The sequence below is a fragment of the Flavobacteriaceae bacterium HL-DH10 genome (assembly GCA_031826515.1).
Lineage (GTDB): Bacteria > Bacteroidota > Bacteroidia > Flavobacteriales > Flavobacteriaceae > Thalassobellus > Thalassobellus suaedae.
This window is the reverse complement of the sequence record CP134536.1, coordinates 3851178-3872412: the sequence shown is the minus strand read 5'-3', so window position 1 is coordinate 3872412 and position 21235 is coordinate 3851178. Positions and strand designations below refer to the sequence as shown.

Sequence of the window (21235 nt, the reverse complement as noted above, 5' to 3'; positions counted from 1 at the left end):
TAATTAATTAAATCCTTTTTTTAAAAATCCTATTATGAGTTTAAATATATTAATTGTAGATGATGATTCTGTAAATAGATTTATCTTAAAAAAAAAGCTAATGTTATCTCAGATTCATGATAATCCATTATGTTTTGAAAATGGATTGGAGGCATTAAATTATTTAACAAATTCTTCTTTTGATGGAGATATCATAGTTTTTTTAGATTTATACATGCCAATAATGAATGGTTGGGAATTTTTGGAAAGGATAGAAAAAATAAACCTGTCTAAAAAAATTAAAGTATATGTGACTTCATCTTCAATAGACACATTTGAGCTTGAAAAAGTGTGTCTTTTTAATACTGTTTTAAATACTTTTTCAAAACCAATTTCAAATCAACACATGACTTTAGTAAAAAATGAATTAATGGCTTCATAGATTTTATTAATTAGCAATTTTCGCAAAAAAAATACAGTAATAAAAAATAATTACTTAAGGATGACAATATGATTGATAGCTACATAACAAAGTATTTGTTTTTAAAAAACACAATTTCAGAAAGTATTATTAACCTATCGTTGGCTGTTGAAGCTTTGAGATTTCTAGAAGGAAAACAAAATAGATCCCAACAGATTCCTAATGACGTTATTCTCTTTATTGAAACGATTGAAATGTGTGAATCTGAAATTTTAGATGAACGCATTTTTCTACCTGATAAAATTAAAAATAAGTGCGACAATTTTGTAAATAATTCTTCGATTGATAACATGGATATTGACAGGGCAGCTCGTTACTCTTATGTGAAAAGGTTTTTAATTGAGACTTAATTTCTCTTAATAAAGCCTAATTGTCCATCTCATAAGAACCCTTCATGGATAATTTATTTTTTGTGTAGGTATCACTTAGGCTGGTGGTGAAGTCATCAAGTTCTTTAGCAGATTCCTTCATATGGGTAGTCAATTGTTTAAGGTCTGTTTTATTTGTATTTTCTATTTCAATTAGATTAGAAAGCCCTAAATATTAAAAACAGGTCTGCGTATATTGTGTGAAATATCAAAGATAATCTATTCGAGTGTTAGTCCATATTCTTTGTTATTGGTTAGATCTAAATTAGGACCAATGATTGGAATAGGTTTACCATTGTCATCACGGTAAATTTGTGCTTATAATCGAATGTGTCGAATACTTGAATCTGATCGGATAATTCTGAATTCCAAATCAAGGCTACCACCATCATTCAATAATTTTTCAACTTGCTGTAACAATATGGGATGATCTTCTTCTTGTATGAGGAACAACCAAGTATCAGAATTTAATTTGAAAGATGACTCTAATGCATCATAAATTTTATACATGGCCTCATCCACCGTAAATAATAAATATTTTTTAAGTGTTAGAGAAGTCGCTCAACTTATATTAGTAGGTTTTTAATTTAATTACTTGGGTGCTAGTTATTTGAAAGTATTATTTTAAAAAGATAAATTTAAGAGAGAGATGCGAATCATCTCAAATTCTTTTTCTTAAACAAAAAATATTACCCCATTCTTTGTTTAAAGATTTTTCACTGTGATTTGCTATTCTCGATCTCCAGAAAGTTGTGATTTTAATTTGTTTCTATAATTAATATATTAATCATTAGCTGAATAATTGACCTCGTACACCTGATATATATCATTTCTTAAAAATCATACCTATTGTAAATTTAATATTTATAACAATATCCTGGTTAAAAATGAATAGGCTTAAAAATAAAGTTGCAATAATTACTGGAGGAGCAGGAGGGATAGGAAAAGCTACGGCTAAACTATTCTTATCTGAAGGAGCAAAGGTTATGCTCGTGGGAAGAACAGAGCAGACCTTAAAGAAGGTAATAGATGAATTTGATAGTCCAAATATCGCCTATTGTGTTGGAGATGTTTCAAAATCAGAAGACACTAAAAATTATGTAAATGAAACAGTTTCGAAATTTGGCGAAATTGATATTTTCTTTAATAATGCGGGAATTGAAGGTACTTCAAAATCCATTGTAGAATATCCTGAAAATACTTTTGATCAGGTTATTGCTGTAAACTTAAAAGGCGTCTGGTTAGGATGTCAATATGTAATTCCTAAAATGTCTGACGGAGGAAGTGTAATTATTACCTCTTCAGTTGCCGGGATAAAAGGCTTTAAGGGAATGGGAGCATATGTAGCCAGTAAACATGCTGTGGTAGGTATAATGCGTACTGCTGCTTTGGAGAATGCAGATAGAAATATTAGGGTTAATACAATACATCCAGGACCTGTAGATACTAGGATGATGCGAGAAATTGAAAGAGAAATTTCGCCTGATAATCCAAAAGAGGCAAAAAAAGCCTTTGAAGCTGGAATACCCTTTGGGAGATATGCTGAAGCAAATGAAATAGCTAAATTGGTTGTTTTTCTAGCTTCAAACGAAAGTAAATATATTACGGGAACACTGCAGGTTATTGATGGTGGGATGAGTGCCTAGATTGCCATGTTTGACTAGTCAATTAAAAATTCATTCTGAATAGATGAAATATTATAATTTCAAAAAGAACAGTAAACTTTTAAAAATGAGGAACAAGATTTTGGGAGAAGGCAAAAAGGAGGTTTTTTCGATATAAAAGATATAATAATTTCTTAAGAATAGCATTTAATATTAACGCTCTAATTTTTTTGTAGTAAATACAGATCAACTTTAAAAATACTATAGAAAGTAGCACAGCATTAAACTTCTGTTAAACAAAACGGCATGTTTTTTTAATTTCATATATTTGTATATAGTTATGAAACGAATATTCCATAAAATAATGTCTTTTACAATGGCTTTTGTAGTGTTATTTTCTACAATGTCCTTTACATTAAGTATGCATTATTGTGGCAATACTCTAGTTGAAACTGCTATGTTTCATAAAGCAGCAGGGTGTGGCATGGAAATGGAATCCCCTTCAGCCGAAGGATGTGCTATTACTAAAAAGAATTGCTGTAACGATGAACAACTAGTTGTTTGTGGTCAAGATGAATTACAATTACAAGTTGACACCATTTCTTTTGAACAACAAGTTTTTATTACTTCATTTTTCTACACATATATCAATCTTTTTGAAGGTTTAGAAGAAAACGTTAGTTCATATAAAGATTATGCGTCTCCACTCGTCATAAGGCAACTCTACAAGATTGACGAGACTTATTTAATTTGATTTTTAAACAATAAACTTTGTTATCCTGTGGTGTATTCCATTAGGATTATTTCCTGTATTCGGTGTTTTCTCAACACTATTTCTAACTGTTTAATAATCAGAACTAATGCTAAATAAAAGCATCAAATTTTTAATAGAGAACAAACTTGTAGCAGTTTTAATGCTCATCCTTTTTGTTGGTTGGGGAACTGTTAATGCACCTTTTAATTGGGATACAGGGTTTTTACCAAGTAACCCTGTAGCTGTTGATGCCATACCAGATATTGGTGAAAACCAACAAATTGTTTTTACCAAATGGGATGGTCGTTCACCACAAGATATAGAAGACCAAATTACGTATCCATTAACAACATCATTACTCGGTATTCCAGGAGTAAAAACCATCCGTAGCTCATCTATGTTTGGATTTTCAAGTATCTATATCATTTTTGAAGAAGATATAGAGTTTTATTGGAGTAGAAGTCGCATTCTAGAAAAACTTAACTCATTACCAAGCGGATTATTACCTGAAGGAGTTAATCCTGCTCTGGGTCCAGATGCTACAGGCTTAGGTCAAATCTTTTGGTACACATTAGAAGGGCGTGATAGTAGTGGTAATGTTACTGGTGGCTGGGATTTGCAAGAGTTACGAAGTATAGAAGATTACTATGTAAAATATGCGTTGTCGTCTGCAAGTGGCGTATCAGAAGTCGCCTCAATTGGTGGTTATGTTCAAGAGTATCAAGTAGATGTTAATCCGGAATTGATGCGTCAATACCATATTGGATTGAATCAAGTTGTAAAAGCTGTAAAAGAAAGCAATAAAGATATTGGAGCTCAGACATTAGAAATAAATAAAGTCGAATACTTAGTTCGTGGCTTGGGCTATGTAAAGTCCATTGCCGATATTGAAAATGCCGTAGTTGCATCTGAAGATTATACAGCAATTAAAATCAAAGATATAGCTAAAGTGTCTTTAGGACCAGCAACACGAAGAGGTATTTTAGATAAAGAAGGGGCAGAAGTTGTTGGAGGTGTTGTTGTTGCTCGTTATGGTGCAAATCCCATGGCGGTTATCAATAATGTAAAGGAAAAAATAAATGAATTAAGTGCAGGATTACCATCAAAAGTATTAAGTGATGGAAGAACCTCGCAAGTCACTATTGTTCCTTTTTACGACAGAACAGAACTTATAAAAGAAACTTTAGGAACACTTAATGAAGCTTTAACTTTAGAAATATTAATTACCATTTTAGTGATTATAGTTATGGTGTTTAATCTTAGAGCTTCGGTGCTAATTTCTGGATTATTACCTGTTGCTGTGTTAATGGTTTTTATAGCCATGAAATTGTTTGATGTAGATGCAAATATTGTAGCCTTATCAGGTATTGCTATTGCTATTGGCACCATGGTAGATGTTGGTGTGATTCTTTCAGAAAATATAATAAGACATATGGATGAAGACACCAAAAGTCTTCCAATAAATACTGTTGTTTATAATGCTACAGCCGAAGTTTCAGGAGCAATCGTAACCGCAGTAATGACTACTATTATCAGTTTTATTCCTGTGTTTACCATGATTGGTGCTGAAGGGAAATTATTTAGACCATTAGCCTTTACAAAAACATTTGCACTAATTGCAGCCCTTATTATTGCACTATTTTTAATTCCGCCATTTGCTGCTTCTATATTTAAAAAAGTAAATCTTAGAAAAACTACAAGTTATGTTATAAATGGTCTGTTAGTATTTCTAGGAATTATCACAATGTTTTATGGGTATTGGATTGGAATTTTATTGATTGGTTTTGGAGTTGTAGCATTTTTAAAACGAAACAATACACTTACAGATAAGAATGCAAATCTTATCAATATTGTTATTTCTGTATTGGCTATTGTATGTCTTTTAGCGGAATACTGGAGACCTTTGGGGGTTGATAAAAGCATACTGTTAAGTTTATTATTTGTTGGAATTATTTGCTTTGGTTTGTTAGGTGCTTTTTTGTTATTTCAAAATTATTACAAGCAAATTTTAAATTGGGCATTGCACAACAGGTTATTGTTTTTTACCATTCCTACAACACTCGTTGTTTTTGGTTTTTATATTTTAAAAAATACAGGAAAAGAGTTTATGCCTTCTTTAAATGAAGGATCTTTTCTTCTAATGCCTACATCTATGCCACATTCTGGTGTAGAAGAAAACAAACGTATATTACAACAATTAGATATGGCTGTAGCTACTATTCCTGAGGTAGAAACTGTTGTTGGTAAAGCAGGTAGAACAGAATCGGCTTTAGATCCTGCGCCTTTATCAATGTATGAAAATATTATTCAGTATAAATCTGAATATATGTTGAATAATAATGGTAAGCGCCAACGTTATAAAGTTAATGATGATGGTTTATTTGAGTTAAAAGATGGGCGTTTAATTGTAAATCCAAATCATTTAAATGATGATAACTTGAGTACTTCGACTTGGCTAAGTATGGGTTCTATTAAAAGGTCTCAGTTAATTGAAGATAGTGATGGTGAGTTTTATCGTAATTGGCGTCCAGAAATAAACTCACCAGACGATATTTGGAAGGAAATTGTAAGCGTTACCAAATTACCAGGCGTTACTTCAGCACCAAAATTACAACCCATAGAAACGAGATTGGTTATGCTACAAACTGGTATGCGTGCTCCAATGGGGATCAAAGTAAGAGGGCAAGATTTAAAACAAATTGAAGCGTTTGGAGTGCAATTAGAAGCGGTTTTAAAAGAAGTTGAAGGCGTGAAACAGGAAGCTGTTTTTGCAGATAGAATTGTAGGAAAACCTTATTTATTAATAGATATAGACAGAGAAAAAATTGTTAGATATGGTATTTCTATACAGGATGTTCAAGATGTCATAAAAGTAGCTGTTGGAGGTATGGTTTTAACCCAAACCGTAGAAGGTAGAGAACGTTACGGTATTCGTGTGCGGTATCCAAGAGAGTTGCGTAGTGATCCAGAGGATTTAAAACGTATTTATATTCCTGTAGAAAAAGGTAATCCTATTCCATTAAGTGAATTGGCAACTATTCGCTACGAACGGGGTCCACAAGTCATTAAAAGTGAAGATACGTTTTTAGTAGGTTATGTTTTGTTTGATAAATTAGATGGTTTTGCTGAAGTAAATGTGGTTGAAAATGCACAAGCATTAATTCAGGAAAAAATAGATTTAGGTGAATTAGTAGTTCCAAAAGGGATTAATTATCAATTTACAGGAACCTATGAAAATCAATTGCGTGCTGAAAAAACTTTATCGGTTGTCGTGCCATTAGCATTACTCATTATCTTTTTAATTCTGTATTTTCAATTCCGTTCCGTAACAACATCCTTAATGATTTTTACAGGAATTACGGTTGCCTTTGCTGGTGGTTTTATAATGATGTGGTTGTATGGTCAAGATTGGTTTTTAAATTTTAGTATGTTCGGAGAGAATTTACGAGAACTTTTTAATATGAAAACCATCAATTTAAGTGTGGCAGTTTGGGTAGGTTTTATTGCTCTATTTGGTATTGCAACAGATGATGGTGTGGTGATGGCAACCTATTTAACGCAAACTTTTGATAAAGAAAAACCTTCCGATAAAAAACAAATTCATCGTGCTACTTTAGAGGCAGCAGGTAAGCGTATCAGACCATGTTTAATGACAACCGTTACGACTGTTTTAGCATTATTACCCGTGTTAACTTCAACAGGTAGAGGAAGCGATATTATGATTCCTATGGCAATCCCCATTTTTGGAGGTATGATTATCGATATCACATCCTATTTTATTGTTCCAGTTTTATATAGCTGGAGAGAAGAGTTACAACTAAAAAGAATAAAAAAATGAGAAAGGTTTTTATAATAATTGGACTTTTAGTGTTTCACTTTACAAATGCGCAGCAGTTAGAAGGTTTTATTCAAGAAGCGTTAAAAAGTAATCCAGAAATTCAAAAGTTTGAATTGCAATATAATATAGCTTCAGAAAAAGTTAATGAAGTAAATACATTACCAAATACTGAATTTGGTGTTGGTTATTTTGCGAGCGAACCAGAAACACGAACAGGCGCGCAACGTTTTAAAGTATCGGTAAAACAAATGTTACCTTGGTTTGGTAATATTACGGCTAGAGAAAATTATGTGTCTTCTTTAGCAGATGCCAAATATGAAGACATTGTAATTGCTAAAAGAAAATTAATGGCTTCTATATCGCAATCTTATTATAATTTATACGCGAATACAGCAAAACAAAATGTTTTAATCGAAAATATCAAATTACTGGATACTTATGAAACATTAGCATTAACATCTGTTGAAGTAGGAAAAGCATCTGTGGTTGACGTGTTGCGATTACAAATGCGTCAAAATGAATTAGATCAATTAAAACAAGTTTTAGAGCAGCAGTATTTAGCAGAACAAACCAACTTCAATAAACTCTTAAATCGGGATAAAAATATTGCGGTAAACACTATAGATGAATTGATTATGCCTTCAGAAGATATTGAACTGACTTCTCAAAATTTGGAGGTGCATCCTGAATTGTTAAAATACGATAAACTTTACCAATCAATAGAACAATCGGAATTACTTAATCAAAAAGATAGTAACCCGATGATTGGTTTTGGGTTAGATTATATCAATGTAGAGAAGCGTCCAGATATGAATTTTAGCGATAATGGAAAAGATATTGTAATGCCAATGGTATCACTATCTATTCCAATATTCAATAAAAAGTATAAGTCACAAACCAAGCAGAATACGTTGAAAAAACTGGAAATAAATGCACAGAAAGAAGAGAGATTCAATACATTAGAAACTATTTTAGATAAAGCCTTAAACGATAGGATTTCAGCAAGAATTACTTATGCTACGCAAACTAAAAATTTAAAACAGGCAAAAGAAGCCGAAAAAATATTAATAAAAAGCTATGAAACAGGTACTATTGATTTTAATGATGTTTTAGATATTCAAGAATTGCAATTGAAATTTGAAATGAATCAAATTGAATCGGTGAAATCGTATTATGTACAAACCACAATTATTAATTATTTAAGTAATTAAAATGAAAGAAACTATTTATATAAAAAATATGGTTTGTAACCGTTGTATCGCTTCGGTTTTAACAATTTTTAATACTGAAAATTATATGGTAGAGTCCGTGGAATTAGGAAAAGTTGTAGCCATTAAAGGACTAAATAGTAATTGTGAAAATTTAAACAGAGCACTAATAAAAACAGGTTTTCAAATTATTGAAAATGAGAGAGATACTTTGATTGAGCAAATAAAAGTAAAGCTTATTCATAAAATAGAATTAGGAGAAACTGAGGATTTATTTAAAATTTTAGCTGAAGAATTTGGTAAAACAGAAACTGCAATAAGTAAGTTATTTAGTAAGCATGAAGGTGTTACATTAGAGAAATACACCATCAATCTAAAAATTGAAAAAGTAAAAGAGTTTATACAACTGGGGCAATTAAATTTCTCAGAAATATCATATACTTTAAATTATAAAACAAGTAGTCATTTAGCAAGACAGTTTAAAGCTGTTACTGGAATGTCAATGTCCGATTATAAGAGTTTGCAAAATTGGAAGAGAATATCTTTAGACCAAATTGTATAAATAAGAATCAGAATTGTGAAAATTAAACAAACAGCATCTGTTTAATTTTGATATATAAAGTTAAATAAAAATGAAACATACTTATCATATTCACGGAATGACCTGCAATGGATGTCGCAGTCATGTAGAACAAACGCTTTCTAAAGTGAAAGGGGTTTCGAAAGCTTCTGTTGATTTAGAAAAAGCAGAAGCAATTATTGAAATGGAATCTCATATTCCAATGGATACTTTTCAAGAAGCCTTAAAAAAAGATGGAGGCAGGTACAGTATCCATAAACTAGGAACACATCATCATTCAGAAGAAAAGAAAGAAGAAAAGCCTAAAGGAAAGGGAACAGGTACATTTTATTGTCCAATGCATTGTGAAGGCGATAAAACTTATGACAAGCCAGGAGATTGTCCTGTTTGCGGGATGGATTTAGTAGAAGAGCAAAATCTATCAAGTCACTCATTAGAGCAATGGACATGTCCTATGCACCCAGAAATTGTTAAAGACGAGTTTGGTTCGTGTCCTATTTGTGGCATGGACCTAGTGCCTCTTAAACCAGATCTTTCAGCCGAAGAGAAAACCTATAAGAAGTTATTAAAAAAATTCTGGATAGCTGCGGCTTTTACTTTGCCTACGTTCTTAATTGCCATGAGTGATATGCTTCCTAATAATCCATTATATAAAGTAATGGAACAAAAAAACTGGAATTGGATTCAGTTTGTATTATCTATTCCTGTCGTATTTTATGCAACTTGGATGTTTTTTGAACGTGCCTATAAAAGTATAAAAACATGGAATCTCAATATGTTTACGCTTATTGGGATTGGTTCTGGCGTTGCTTGGTTATTTAGTGTTTTTGGAATGTTTTTTCCAGATTTTTTTCCAACACAATTTAAAACCGAATCTGGAGCAGTACATGTCTATTTTGAAGCTGCAACTGTAATTTTAACATTGGTTTTAATGGGTCAATTGTTAGAAGCTCGAGCACATAGTAAAACCAATTCAGCAGTAAAAGAGTTGTTAAAATTGGCACCTAATAAGGCTATAAAAATTGTAGATGGTGAAGCGGTTGAAGTCAGTATTGATCAAATAGAATTAAACGATATATTAAAAGTGAAACCAGGGGATAAAATTCCTGTTGATGGTATTATTACTGAAGGCGAGACAACTATTGATGAATCTATGATTACTGGTGAACCCATTCCTGTAAATAAATCAAAAAATGATAAAGTAAGTAGTGGAACGATTAATGGAAATCAATCCTTTTTAATGAAAGCAGAAAAGGTAGGAAGCGACACCTTACTCTCTCAAATTATTCAAATGGTTAATGATGCCAGTAGAACTCGAGCACCCATTCAAAATTTAGCCGATAAAATATCAAGTTACTTTGTGCCAGTTGTAGTTGTTATTTCTTTAATAACCTTTATCATTTGGGCTATTTGGGGACCAGAACCTGTTTATGTTTATGCGTTTGTTAATGCTATTGCGGTTTTAATCATTGCGTGTCCCTGTGCTTTAGGTTTAGCAACACCAATGTCGGTTATGGTTGGCGTGGGTAAAGGTGCTCAAAATGGTGTATTGATTAAAAATGCAGAAGCACTAGAGAAGTTGAATAAAGTAGATACACTAATTATTGATAAAACTGGAACAATTACCGAAGGAAAACCAACTGTAGAAAAAGTAGGCACTTTTAATAATAGTTTTAGTGAAAGCGAAGTACTTAAATATATCGTGTCTATAAACAGTAATAGTGAGCATCCGTTAGCCCAAGCTACTGTTAATTATGGTAAAGAAAAAAATGTTGAAATATTAAAATCTGATGCCTTTAGTGCGGTTACTGGTAAAGGTGTAGAAGCTACTATTAATAGTAAAAAAGTAGCATTAGGTAATCCTAAAATGATGGTATATGAAAAAGCTGAAATTACTTCGCAAATGGAGGAAGAAGTTGCTGGCCATCAAAAACAAGGTAAAACAGTATCGTATCTAGCCATCGATAAAACAGTGGTAGGCTTTGTGGTTATTGGAGATAAAATTAAGGAAACTAGTGCTAAAGCAATTAAAGCTCTTCAAGACAAAGGGATTGCGGTAATCATGTTAACTGGCGATAATCATAACACAGCAAAAGCTGTAGCCTCTATACTTAATTTATCCGATTTTAAAGCAAGTATGTTGCCTGAAGATAAATTGCAAAAAGTAGAGCAACTTCAAAAAGAAGGAAAAGTAGTTGCTATGGCAGGCGATGGTATTAATGATGCTCCAGCTTTGGCTAAAAGTGATGTTGGTATAGCCATGGGTACAGGAACAGATGTAGCCATTGAAAGTGCTATGATAACTTTGGTTAAAGGCGATTTACACGGCATTGTAAAGGCAAGACATTTAAGTGATGCCGTAATGAAAAACATCAAGCAAAATCTGTTTTTTGCACTTATATACAATACCATAGGAGTGCCTATTGCAGCGGGTGTTTTATTTCCGTTTTTCGGAATATTATTATCACCAATGATTGCTGCATTAGCTATGAGTTTCAGCTCAGTATCTGTTATTGCTAATGCCTTAAGATTAAGAACTATTAAAATTTAGAGAAATGTTTAAAACAGTTTTTAAAATATCAAAAATGGATTGTCCTTCAGAAGAAAATCTAATTAAGATGAAGCTATATGATATTGAAGGCGTTAAGCAGCTTGAATTTGATTTAAAGGAAAGGGTTTTGGTGGTATTTCATACTAACAATGAAAAAACTATTGAAAAGGCAATAAGAGAATTAAACCTAAATGAATCTAAGTTAAGTACAGAAGAAACAGACATTGTTTTTAATGAAACTCAAACAAATGAATCAAAACTTCTGTGGATAGTTTTGATTATAAATTTTGCTTTTTTTGTAATTGAAATGAGTACTGGTTTTTTTTCAAAGTCGATGGGTTTAATCGCTGATAGTCTTGATATGCTAGCCGATTCATTTGTTTATGGATTAAGTCTTTTGGCGGTTGGAGGCACAATTTTAAAAAAGAAAAGAATTGCAAAATATGCAGGCTACTTTCAATTAACACTTGCAATTATAGGTGTTATTGAAGTTGTAAGAAGATTTTTAGGTCTTGAAGCTTTACCTGTTTTTTCTACAATGATAATCGTTTCAATTTTTGCTTTAATTGCTAATGGCATCTGTTTTTATTTATTACTAAAATCAAAAAGTGAAGAAGCTCATATGCGAGCAAGTATGATTTTTACGTCGAACGATATAGTTATTAATCTTGGCGTTATTGTGGCGGGTATATTAGTTAAATGGCTAAACTCTGGGTTGCCAGATTTAATAATAGGGATCATAGTCTTTGTATTAGTGATTCAAGGTGCATTTAGAATATTAAAACTGAGTAATTAAAATATTTAAAAATGAAAAAATATATAAAATATATAGTAATTCTAGCAATTGGTTTGCTTTTAGGTTGGTTACTTTTTGGTGGCTCATCAAATACGAAATCAGAGCATAACCACGATGCAGTAGCAGAAAGTAATCAAATGTGGACTTGTTCAATGCATCCACAAATTATGCAACCAGAACCAGGCGATTGTCCTATTTGTGGAATGGATTTAATTCCTGCAACAAGTAATTCTGAAGGTTTATTGGCAGATCAATTCAAACTTACAGAAAACGCTATGGCATTAGCGAACATACAAACGTCTATTATTGGAAATGCTGAAACAGAAAATAGTTTTATCAAATTGTCTGGAAAAATTATAGAAAATGAAGAGACTAATTCGGTTCAAGTCAGTTATTTTTCTGGACGAATAGAACGATTGAATGTTAGTTTTACAGGTGAAGAAGTACGTAAAGGGCAATTGATAGCAACTATTTATTCTCCAGAATTGTATACAGCTCAGCAAGAACTCTTAACGGCATTTTCTTTAAAAACATCACAACCTGAATTATATAAATCAGTGCGTAATAAATTAAAGCTATGGAAATTGACTGAAAGTCAGATAAATCAAATTGAAGAAACAGGGAAAGTAAAAGAAAATCTCCCTATGTATGCAACCGTTTCAGGTACAGTTTTAGAAAAATTAGTAGCAGAAGGTAATTATATTAAACAAGGGCAACCGTTGCTTAAAATTGCTAACTTAAATACTGTTTGGGCTAATTTTGATGTTTATGAAAATCAAATTGATTTGTTTAAAAAAGGAGAAGAAATTATTGTTACAACCCATGCATATGCTAATAAAGAGTTTAAAGGAAAAGTCGATTTTATAGATCCTGTTCTAGATACTAAAACAAGAACTGTTAAATTAAGAGTTGTACTTAATAATGAAAATGATGAACTTAAACCAGGTATGTTTGTTGAAGGTAAAGTAAAAGGAATTATTGTAAATAAAAATGAACTCTTGAGTATTCCAGCAACTGCAGTTTTATGGACAGGAGAGCGTTCAATTGTTTATATAAAAGCAAATCCAAGTCAACCCGTTTTTGAAATGCGTGAAATTACATTGGGGAATAAAATTGGGGATAGTTATGAGGTATTATCTGGTTTATTAAATAAAGATGATGAAATTGTAACCAATGGAACGTTTACAGTTGATGCTGTAGCTCAATTACAAGGCAAAAAATCGATGATGAATAAAAATGCGGACAAAGTGATGACTGGTCACGAAGGACATCTTGGAATGGAGATGACTGGTTTATTAAAGAATAAAAATCATTCCTTAATAAACAAAAGAATCAAAGTGTCAAATGATTTTCAAAATCAATTACAAGTAGTTTTTAATGATTATATTAAATTAAGAGATGCTTTGGTAAAAGATGATTCAAGAAACGCAGTAAAAGCATCAAAAATATTATTAGGTGATTTGACTAAAATTGATATGAAACTATTAACAAATAAAGAAGCTCATAATCATTGGATGTCATTAGAAAATGGGATAAATACATCAGTAAATTCCATTTCAAAAACATCAGATATTACTGTACAAAGAGCTCATTTTAAGAATCTATCGTCACAATTAATAAATACGCTTCAATTATTTGGAGTTAACGAAAAAGTCTTTGTAGAGTTTTGCCCTATGGCAGATAATAATAAAGGTGCATATTGGTTAAGTAAAGAAGAAAAAGTAATCAATCCTTATTTTGGTAATGAAATGCTTACCTGTGGAGAAGTAAAACAAGTAATAGAATAATAATAAATAATAATTAAATTTTAAATAATGAAAAAAGTAGTTTTAAGTATAGCTATAGTAATAGCTACGAGTTTAACAAGTTGTAAAAACGAAACCAAACAAGAAAATAAGATAACAACAGACGTATCTAAAGAAATGGCTATGTCCGATATTTCATTTGGCGTTAGAGGTAATTGTGGTATGTGTAAAAACACCATAGAAAAAGCAGTAAATAATATAGCTGGCGTATCTAGTGCTAATTGGGATGTTGAGAAAAAGAAAATAGATGTCATTTTTGATGATTCTAAAACTAATGAACTGGCAATACATAAAGCAATTGCTACATCGGGTTATGACACAGATAAAGTTCTTGGTAGTGACGAGGCCTATCAAAATTTACCAGGATGTTGTCAATACGATCATGAAATGATTATGAATCAATAATTATTTATTGCAATATTCAGGCAAAGCCTAAAAGGGAATTTTACAACGTATTAGGCTAAGGCAAAGCGAATAGGGTTGGGAAATATTTTTTATTAGATATACTTAATTAAAGAAATTCTCGACCATATTCTATTAAAAATAAAAAAACACAAAAAAATCGACAAAAAGATTGTTTTTAACGATTAATTGCATAAATTTGTGTTTTAAACCCTTAAATCTAAGATATGAAAATTAAAATTGTGTTACTTAGTTTTAGCTTTTTTTTGATAGCAGGTATAGGTTTTGCTCAAAAAAAGAAAGAAGCTAAAAGTATAATTACTGCTGTAGCAATAAAAAAATATCATAATAAAGAAGAACTTGAGCGTATGCAAAAAGGGGAGTTACTTGTTTTATATGTAGAGCGTATAGAAAGTCTTGTAAAGTTATTACCGTATATTGCTTTTGCTACGAAACCAGGTGTTACAATGACTACTTTAGGAATTCCCAATGATAGTGATAATAGAAAATCATTAGATGATCAATTTGAAGCTACTGATGATTTCTTAAAATCGACCGGAGAATTTCAAAGAAGAATTTTGCCATATTCTGATACCGATAATTTAATTTCAGCAATTCTTTTTTATGAAGAAACCATGAAGTCTTTACATGAATATAGCGAATTTCACTAATAATTAGTTTTTATAAATTATTTAAAAAGAGACCATGTATAATATATCGTCTTTTTTTATAAGTCAATGTATTTCATCGGCTATTATTTGTAAAATAATTAATTGTTTTTATGTATTTTGTCGAAAAAATTGGTATTTCATGGGTTTTTTTGTATTTTTGATTGATATTATAGATGCCCAAATCTGCTTAATGATAAATATTTATTTATGAAAAATTTTATTCAAACACTAGTAATATTTCTTTTAGTAATAGGAAATATCTTTGCTCAACAAGAAAAAGGAATAATTGGTACCAATAATTGGTTATACAATTGGACTGAATTTAAACCAAGTCAGAATGATTATGGTGAGCCAACACAAATTTTAGCAGGCAATATAACCGAAGATTTAACACTATCTAAAAGAGATATCTATTTGTTATTAGGTGATGTTTTTGTAACTAATAATGCGACATTAACAATTGAGCCAGGAACTATTATAATAGGTGATTATGACTCGAAAGCATCTTTAACTATTTCTAAAGGCGCTACAATAATAGCTGATGGTCTAGAAACAGATCCGATTGTTTTTACTTCAAGCAGAAGTGTTAAAAGAGCAGGAGACTGGGGTGGATTAATTTTATTAGGTGATGCGCCAACCAATAAATTTGGTAATGGGTCTGTGTCAGCTTTTTATTCGCAATTAGCCCATGATGCTTATGCAAACACAAATTATGGTGGAGATAATTATCAAAGTAACTCTGGAGTATTACGATATGTAAGAATAGAATATGCGGGTAAAAGAATAAAAGCAGCTGGGTATTTTAATGGATTGTTATTAGCTAGTGTGGGTAGCGAAACTGTTTTCGAAAACATAATGATAAGTCATTCAGCTGGAGATTCATTCGAAATTTTGGGTGGTGATGTTTGTTTAAATAAAGTTGTTTCATATAAATCAAACAGTAACGATTTTAAATTTAATTTTGGTGCAAAATGTAAATTAAATAACTCATTAGCAATTAGATCTCCATATATTTCAAGTAATGAGGGTTCTAGATGTATTCAGGTTTTGTCTTTCGATAAAAAAGAGCAGGTAGATTTTACAAAAAATGGAACTGAAGTTGTTGCCAAAAATTTAACATTATTGAATGATAGTGATAATTTAAAGTCTGATATTAACATGGGCTTAGTTAAGGAAGCTATTTTTATAGGAGAAAATGCATCTCTTGATATGGATAAAAGTGTTATTTCTGGGTTTAATCCAGCAGTTTTATTTGAAGATGAAATTCAGATTAATCAAGATAATTTGGAAAAAATCAAATTTGCTAATATGTATTTTAACAATTGTAATGGAAATATTTTTATTGAAAACAATTCAAATAATGAAGATTTAGAAAACTGGTATGGTAATAGTGCTTTCTATAATGTTTATTCTAAAAGTGATAATTCTGAAACATTTATTGATATAAATAATAGCAAAAGACCAGATTTTAGATTACGAATTAATAAAATAATAGCATCTAAAGATCATTATGCTTCTGAAGATTTAGGAATTGATGATTAAAAGGGGTTGCTACCCAAGATAATAAAACTCTCAAGGTATTATTATTTATGAATAAAATTAATATCTAATGAAGAATTCAGCTATTATTAATTTATCGGTTTTTGTATTTTTATGTTTATTTCAAACTGCTGAAGCACAAATAGTTATTAGTACACCAAGTATAGGTTTTACTCAAGCTTGTGCGAGTCCTTCTTTTAACACCTATAATGTATCGTTTACTTTTTCTCCTGAAGCTTCGTTAGGAGCAACAAATCAATTTATTCTTGAACTTTCAGATGATGCAGGTAGTTTTTCAAATGCTACAACTATTTATACTTCAAATCAAGGAAGTATTACAACATCACCAGTTAATTTAACGTTTTCATTACCAACCAGTATTGCAGGTGAAAGTTATAAACTTAGAATAAAGAGTACAGATCCTGTAGCTAGTAGTACTGGCTCTATTTCGTTTGCCGCCTATTATAAAATTCAAGATGAACCTTTTACAATTAATAATTTAATTTCTACAGGTGCGTATTGTTCTGGCGGTAGTTATTTGTTGACAATAGATAATCCTGGAAGTGATTCAAACAATTCACCCTTACAATATCCGTCACTTACTTTTAATTGGTTTAAAGAAACAAGTCAAACAACATCAGTTTTTGTAGCCTCGGGGTCTACTTTAACGGTTAATGAGCCGGGAACTTATTTCGCACAAACAAATTACGGAACTTGTACATCAAATTCATATTCTAATCGAGTAACAATAAGTGAATCTACTACTGGAGGGACATCTTCAATTAATTCAAGCTTAGGCAACCCATATTGTTTAAGTCAAGGCGCAACAACTTTAAGTACTATAAATGCGAATAGTTATCAGTGGTATAAAGATGGTGAAGCTATATCTGGTGCAACTAATCAAATGTACCAAACCAATGAAGCTGGCGAATATTCGGTAGATATTGACTTAGGAGATTGTAATACCAGTGCTTCTATTAATTTAGAGAATACAGGGTTTACAAGTAGTATTGATGTTTTAGATATTAATACAATAGAAGAAAATGAAACTTTAATTGCTACAGTAACCACATCAGCGGTTAATCCTGAATTTATATGGTATTTAAATGATGTTGCTATATCTGGCGCTTCCAATAATAGTTATGAAGCCACACAAGCAGGAAATTATAAAGTTGTTATTAGTCAAACTTCTGGTTGTTCGGCATCTAATGAATTTCTATTTATAGTAAGTACACCGTTTCCAAGTGTTGCAAACATTCCTAATTTAATAAGTCCGAATGGTGATGGTGTTAACGATACTTGGGTAATACCTCAAGAGTATGTTAGCGGCACAAATACTGAAGTTATAATAATAAGTGCCCAAGGAGATGTTGTTCTTAAAACAAATGATTATCAAAATAACTGGCCAATAAATCAGTTAGATTTTAAAGCAATAAACCCTGTTTACTATTATATAATTACAACAGAGAACAATCAAAAAAGAAAAGGCTCTATAACGGTTGTTAAATAAAATGAAAAAATATTTATTACATATCATTTTATTTTTCTGTTTTGTGCAACAATTTCATGCTCAAGAAGGGGGAGTTGTTGCGTTTGAGTTACCCGTTAGAAATTCTTTAAAGTTTAATAGATATGCTATCAATCCTACTTTTAGTTTTGTTAGAGAACAAAATAAATATATAAGTTTTACCAATAAAAGGCAATGGGTTCAGTTTGATAATGCTCCTCAAACCTATTTATTTAGTTATGCAGGTCGGTTTAGAGAAAATATCGGAGCTGGAGTATCTGTTTTTCAGCAAAATTACGGGGTACTAACTACTTTTGGAGGTGTATTAAACTTTGCTTATAATGCTGTTTTAGGTAGAGATAGTAATTTAACGTTTGGTATGAACTTAGGGGTTTATAAAAGCGGATTAAATACGGGCAAAGTAATAACTAATTTTGATGATTCTTCATTAAATAATATTCCATCAAATACTATGTTTACTGTAAATCCTGGTATAAATTATGGTACTGGTTTTATAGATTTTGGAGTATCTATTAACAATCTTGTTTCTTATAATCTACAAACTTCTAAAATCATTGAAGATAATCCTGAACAAAGTATACAAGGTCATATTATGTATACAGGTTATTTAAATAGTCGTGGTTTTTTTGATGAAAGTAAATTTTCTGGGTTAGTAAGGTCAGAATTCAAAAAAGAAAAAACGGTTATTTCTGGAATTATGATGCTTACAGTTCCTAAAGGCATATGGGCTCAAGCAGGATATAACACACTTTATGGTGTTTCTGCAGGAATAGGTTTAAATATTACGAATCAGATTTCATTAGAGTATAACTATGAAAAGGCTATAGGGGATTTATCAGCCTATGGAAATTCTCATGAAGTTACCCTAGCTTATAAATTTAAAAATGTATTTAGATATGATTATAGTGGTGATGATGATGAGCAAGCCGTTTTTAATTCAACTAAAAAATCAAGACGTGTATTTGCAAAATCAAAGCCTTCAACCGAAGAAAGGGTGGATAGAGCTGCAATAGCAGAAGCTAAAGAGCAAGCTAAGGTTGATGCAGCAGAAAAATTAAAAGCAAAATTAGAAGCTAGAGCTAAATTAGTTGCAGAAGCAAAAGCTAAAAGGGAAGCTAAAATTAAGGCAGTAAATGATGTGAAATCTATAGCTAAAAGTTCTGAAGAAACTCAAACAAAATTAAAATTAGAGGAACAAACAAGAATTGAAGCAGAGAATAAAAAACAACTAGAAGCCGAAACTAAGCTAAAATCCGAAGAAGCAGCTAGAGCTAAATTAGCATTAGAAAAACAGACTCAAGCAGAAGAGGTAACTAAAAGAAAATTAGAACAAGAAGCAGCAGAAACAAAACTTAAAGAAGAAGAACAAGCTCGACTTAAAGAGGAAAACAGACAACGATTGGCTGAAGAGGCAAAAGCAAAAGCAGAGGAGGCTGCTAGAATTAAATTAGCATCAGAGCAAGCTAAAGCAAAAGAAATAGCTAAAAGAAAATTAGAGCAAGCAGTAGCAGAAGCAAAACTTAAAGAAGAAGAACAAGCTCGAATTAAAGAAGAAAACAGACAACGATTAGCTGCAGAGGCAAAAGCAAAAGCAGAGGAGGCTGCTAGAATTAAATTAGCATTAGAACAAGCTAAAGCAAAAGAAATAGCTAAAAGAAAATTAGAGCAAGCCGCAGCAGAAGCAAAACTAAAAGAAGAAGAACAAGCTCGACTTAAAGAAGCGAACAGACAACGATTAGCTGCAGAGGCAAAAGCAAAAGAAGAGGAGGCTGCTAGAATTAAATTAGCAGAAGAAATTGCTCAGAGAAAATTAGCTAAAGAAGAAGCGGAAATGAAATTAAAACTAGAAGAGCAATCTCGACTAGAAGAAGAAAAAAAGCAACAATTGGCGAAACAGAAATTAGCCGAAGAACAGCTTAAATTAAGACTTGAAGAAGAAAGCAGACGTAAAGAAATAGCTGAACAAAAAGCGGACACATTAGAATTAGAGGGTCTACTAGTTAAGGTTGCAAAAGATAGAGAATCTTTAGCTATAAAAGGTTTAATTGAGTTAACAGAGCAATCTAAAATTGAACAACAAGATTTATTGATTAAATTAAGAGAGACGTTAGCTAGTAAGCAACAAGATTTAGATGATTTAAAAGAAGAAAATGATTTAAGCGAACAGGGTATTGTTAGTAAACCAAAACCATTTAAAAGTGTTTCTGCAGAGAATAGAGCTTTAGAAGTATTAAAAGAAGATCTTAATATTTTAATTAAATCTCAAGATCTTAAAATATCAGAATTAGAAAGCTTATATAATGAAAGATTAAAAATTGTTAACGATAAAACAGAAGTGACAAATGTGATTTATCAAAATAAGATACAAGAATTAAAGTCAAATCAATCTAAATTAACTCAAACAAGAGCAAGTTTACTGGAGACATTAAATGCTGTTAAAGTAGCCACCGAAATAGAAAGAAAACGAAGAATAAAACGTGCTGCTTATGACAATGAAGAAGATCGATATAAAAAAGACAAAGCGACTTTAAATCAAATAAAGAAATACACACCATTAAGTTCTGTACCTTTAGGTGAATCAGATTTTGATTTTGGAGAAGAATTGAATAATAATATTAAAATTGTAAAAGCTGTTAGTAATGAAGATAGTGGTTATTATTTAGTAATTGCAGTTCATAGTGACACATCTAAAAGAGATGAATTTTTAAGAAAAGCAGTGGCTGCTGGACAGAGCAATATTAATTTCTTTTATGATGTAAATACAAGTAAATATTATATTTATTATGATAAGTTTGATTACATAGATGCCGCTAAAAAAGCAATAGACTCAAAAGAAAATAAACCATATAATAGTAAAATGTCTTTGGTTAAAATTGAAAATTAAATTCTAATTTCTTCTTTATAATTAAGACTTACCTCATAACATTATAAATGTCTTAAATTAATTACTTGTAAGTATAATATTATAAATATTGGGTAATTACTTGTTAAACAAGTAATTTTATCGATAAAACGCATAAATTATAGTTACTTTTTTCATCGTTACAAAAAAATTACCGATATTTATCCCGTTTAAAAACTTTAAAAAAACGACGAAATACTTAGTTTGTAGTATTAAGCCTATTTTTTAA

The 21235-nt window shown here is 31.1% G+C and carries 15 protein-coding genes; all 15 read left to right on the top strand.

Going from position 1 to position 21235, the window contains the following annotated elements; translation table 11 throughout:
- Nucleotides 1-34: 34 nt before the first annotated feature.
- Nucleotides 35-421, top strand: a complete 387-nt coding sequence (locus RHP49_16385; GenBank protein ID WNH12453.1) for a response regulator — start codon at nt 35-37, stop codon at nt 419-421.
- Between the two features lie 68 nt (nt 422-489).
- On the top strand, nt 490-810 hold the full coding sequence (locus RHP49_16380; GenBank protein ID WNH12452.1) for a hypothetical protein: 321 nt from the start codon (nt 490-492) through the stop codon (nt 808-810).
- Nucleotides 811-1715: 905 nt separating this feature from the next.
- The gene (locus RHP49_16375) at nt 1716-2474 is read left to right on the top strand and encodes an SDR family oxidoreductase (GenBank protein WNH12451.1); all 759 of its coding nucleotides are present in this window, start codon (nt 1716-1718) and stop codon (nt 2472-2474) included.
- A 298-nt stretch (nt 2475-2772) separates the two neighbouring features.
- Nucleotides 2773-3186 carry a hypothetical protein gene (locus RHP49_16370; protein WNH12450.1) on the top strand — a complete coding sequence of 138 codons (414 nt, stop codon included), beginning with the start codon at nt 2773-2775 and terminating at the stop codon, nt 3184-3186.
- A gap of 106 nt (nt 3187-3292) precedes the next feature.
- On the top strand, nt 3293-7024 hold the full coding sequence (locus tag RHP49_16365; protein ID WNH12449.1) for an efflux RND transporter permease subunit: 3732 nt from the start codon (nt 3293-3295) through the stop codon (nt 7022-7024).
- A complete protein-coding gene (locus RHP49_16360; GenBank protein ID WNH12448.1) occupies nt 7021-8235 on the top strand; it encodes a TolC family protein in 1215 nt (404 codons plus the stop codon). The genes RHP49_16365 and RHP49_16360 overlap by 4 nt, the downstream gene beginning before the upstream one ends.
- A gap of 1 nt (nt 8236) precedes the next feature.
- Complete coding sequence (locus RHP49_16355) at nt 8237-8794, top strand: helix-turn-helix transcriptional regulator (protein ID WNH12447.1); 558 nt, start codon at nt 8237-8239, stop codon at nt 8792-8794.
- Between the two features lie 70 nt (nt 8795-8864).
- Nucleotides 8865-11363, top strand: coding sequence for a heavy metal translocating P-type ATPase (locus tag RHP49_16350; protein WNH12446.1), 2499 nt, complete (start codon nt 8865-8867; stop codon nt 11361-11363).
- A gap of 4 nt (nt 11364-11367) precedes the next feature.
- Nucleotides 11368-12159, top strand: a complete 792-nt coding sequence (locus tag RHP49_16345; GenBank protein ID WNH12445.1) for a cation transporter — start codon at nt 11368-11370, stop codon at nt 12157-12159.
- Nucleotides 12160-12170: 11 nt separating this feature from the next.
- The gene (locus RHP49_16340; protein WNH12444.1) at nt 12171-13946 is read left to right on the top strand and encodes an efflux RND transporter periplasmic adaptor subunit; all 1776 of its coding nucleotides are present in this window, start codon (nt 12171-12173) and stop codon (nt 13944-13946) included.
- A 27-nt stretch (nt 13947-13973) separates the two neighbouring features.
- Nucleotides 13974-14369, top strand: coding sequence for a cation transporter (locus RHP49_16335; GenBank protein ID WNH12443.1), 396 nt, complete (start codon nt 13974-13976; stop codon nt 14367-14369).
- A 224-nt stretch (nt 14370-14593) separates the two neighbouring features.
- A complete protein-coding gene (locus RHP49_16330) occupies nt 14594-15037 on the top strand; it encodes a hypothetical protein (GenBank protein WNH12442.1) in 444 nt (147 codons plus the stop codon).
- Between the two features lie 207 nt (nt 15038-15244).
- Nucleotides 15245-16579, top strand: a complete 1335-nt coding sequence (locus tag RHP49_16325) for a hypothetical protein (GenBank protein ID WNH12441.1) — start codon at nt 15245-15247, stop codon at nt 16577-16579.
- A 67-nt stretch (nt 16580-16646) separates the two neighbouring features.
- Nucleotides 16647-18086, top strand: a complete 1440-nt coding sequence (locus RHP49_16320) for a gliding motility-associated C-terminal domain-containing protein (GenBank protein ID WNH12440.1) — start codon at nt 16647-16649, stop codon at nt 18084-18086.
- A 1-nt stretch (nt 18087) separates the two neighbouring features.
- On the top strand, nt 18088-20988 hold the full coding sequence (locus RHP49_16315; GenBank protein WNH12439.1) for a PorP/SprF family type IX secretion system membrane protein: 2901 nt from the start codon (nt 18088-18090) through the stop codon (nt 20986-20988).
- Nucleotides 20989-21235 lie beyond the last annotated feature (247 nt).

Excerpts from the sequence above, each read along its gene's own strand:
- RHP49_16385 (WNH12453.1), top strand. The coding sequence starts at position 35 with ATGAGTTTAAATATATTAATTGTAGATGATGATTCTGTAAATAGATTT.
- RHP49_16380 (WNH12452.1), top strand. The coding sequence starts at position 490 with ATGATTGATAGCTACATAACAAAGTATTTGTTTTTAAAAAACACAATT.
- RHP49_16375 (WNH12451.1), top strand. The coding sequence starts at position 1,716 with ATGAATAGGCTTAAAAATAAAGTTGCAATAATTACTGGAGGAGCAGGA.
- RHP49_16370 (WNH12450.1), top strand. The coding sequence starts at position 2,773 with ATGAAACGAATATTCCATAAAATAATGTCTTTTACAATGGCTTTTGTA.
- RHP49_16365 (WNH12449.1), top strand. The coding sequence starts at position 3,293 with ATGCTAAATAAAAGCATCAAATTTTTAATAGAGAACAAACTTGTAGCA.
- RHP49_16360 (WNH12448.1), top strand. The coding sequence starts at position 7,021 with ATGAGAAAGGTTTTTATAATAATTGGACTTTTAGTGTTTCACTTTACA.
- RHP49_16355 (WNH12447.1), top strand. The coding sequence starts at position 8,237 with ATGAAAGAAACTATTTATATAAAAAATATGGTTTGTAACCGTTGTATC.
- RHP49_16350 (WNH12446.1), top strand. The coding sequence starts at position 8,865 with ATGAAACATACTTATCATATTCACGGAATGACCTGCAATGGATGTCGC.
- RHP49_16345 (WNH12445.1), top strand. The coding sequence starts at position 11,368 with ATGTTTAAAACAGTTTTTAAAATATCAAAAATGGATTGTCCTTCAGAA.
- RHP49_16340 (WNH12444.1), top strand. The coding sequence starts at position 12,171 with ATGAAAAAATATATAAAATATATAGTAATTCTAGCAATTGGTTTGCTT.
- RHP49_16335 (WNH12443.1), top strand. The coding sequence starts at position 13,974 with ATGAAAAAAGTAGTTTTAAGTATAGCTATAGTAATAGCTACGAGTTTA.
- RHP49_16330 (WNH12442.1), top strand. The coding sequence starts at position 14,594 with ATGAAAATTAAAATTGTGTTACTTAGTTTTAGCTTTTTTTTGATAGCA.
- RHP49_16325 (WNH12441.1), top strand. The coding sequence starts at position 15,245 with ATGAAAAATTTTATTCAAACACTAGTAATATTTCTTTTAGTAATAGGA.
- RHP49_16320 (WNH12440.1), top strand. The coding sequence starts at position 16,647 with ATGAAGAATTCAGCTATTATTAATTTATCGGTTTTTGTATTTTTATGT.
- RHP49_16315 (WNH12439.1), top strand. The coding sequence starts at position 18,088 with ATGAAAAAATATTTATTACATATCATTTTATTTTTCTGTTTTGTGCAA.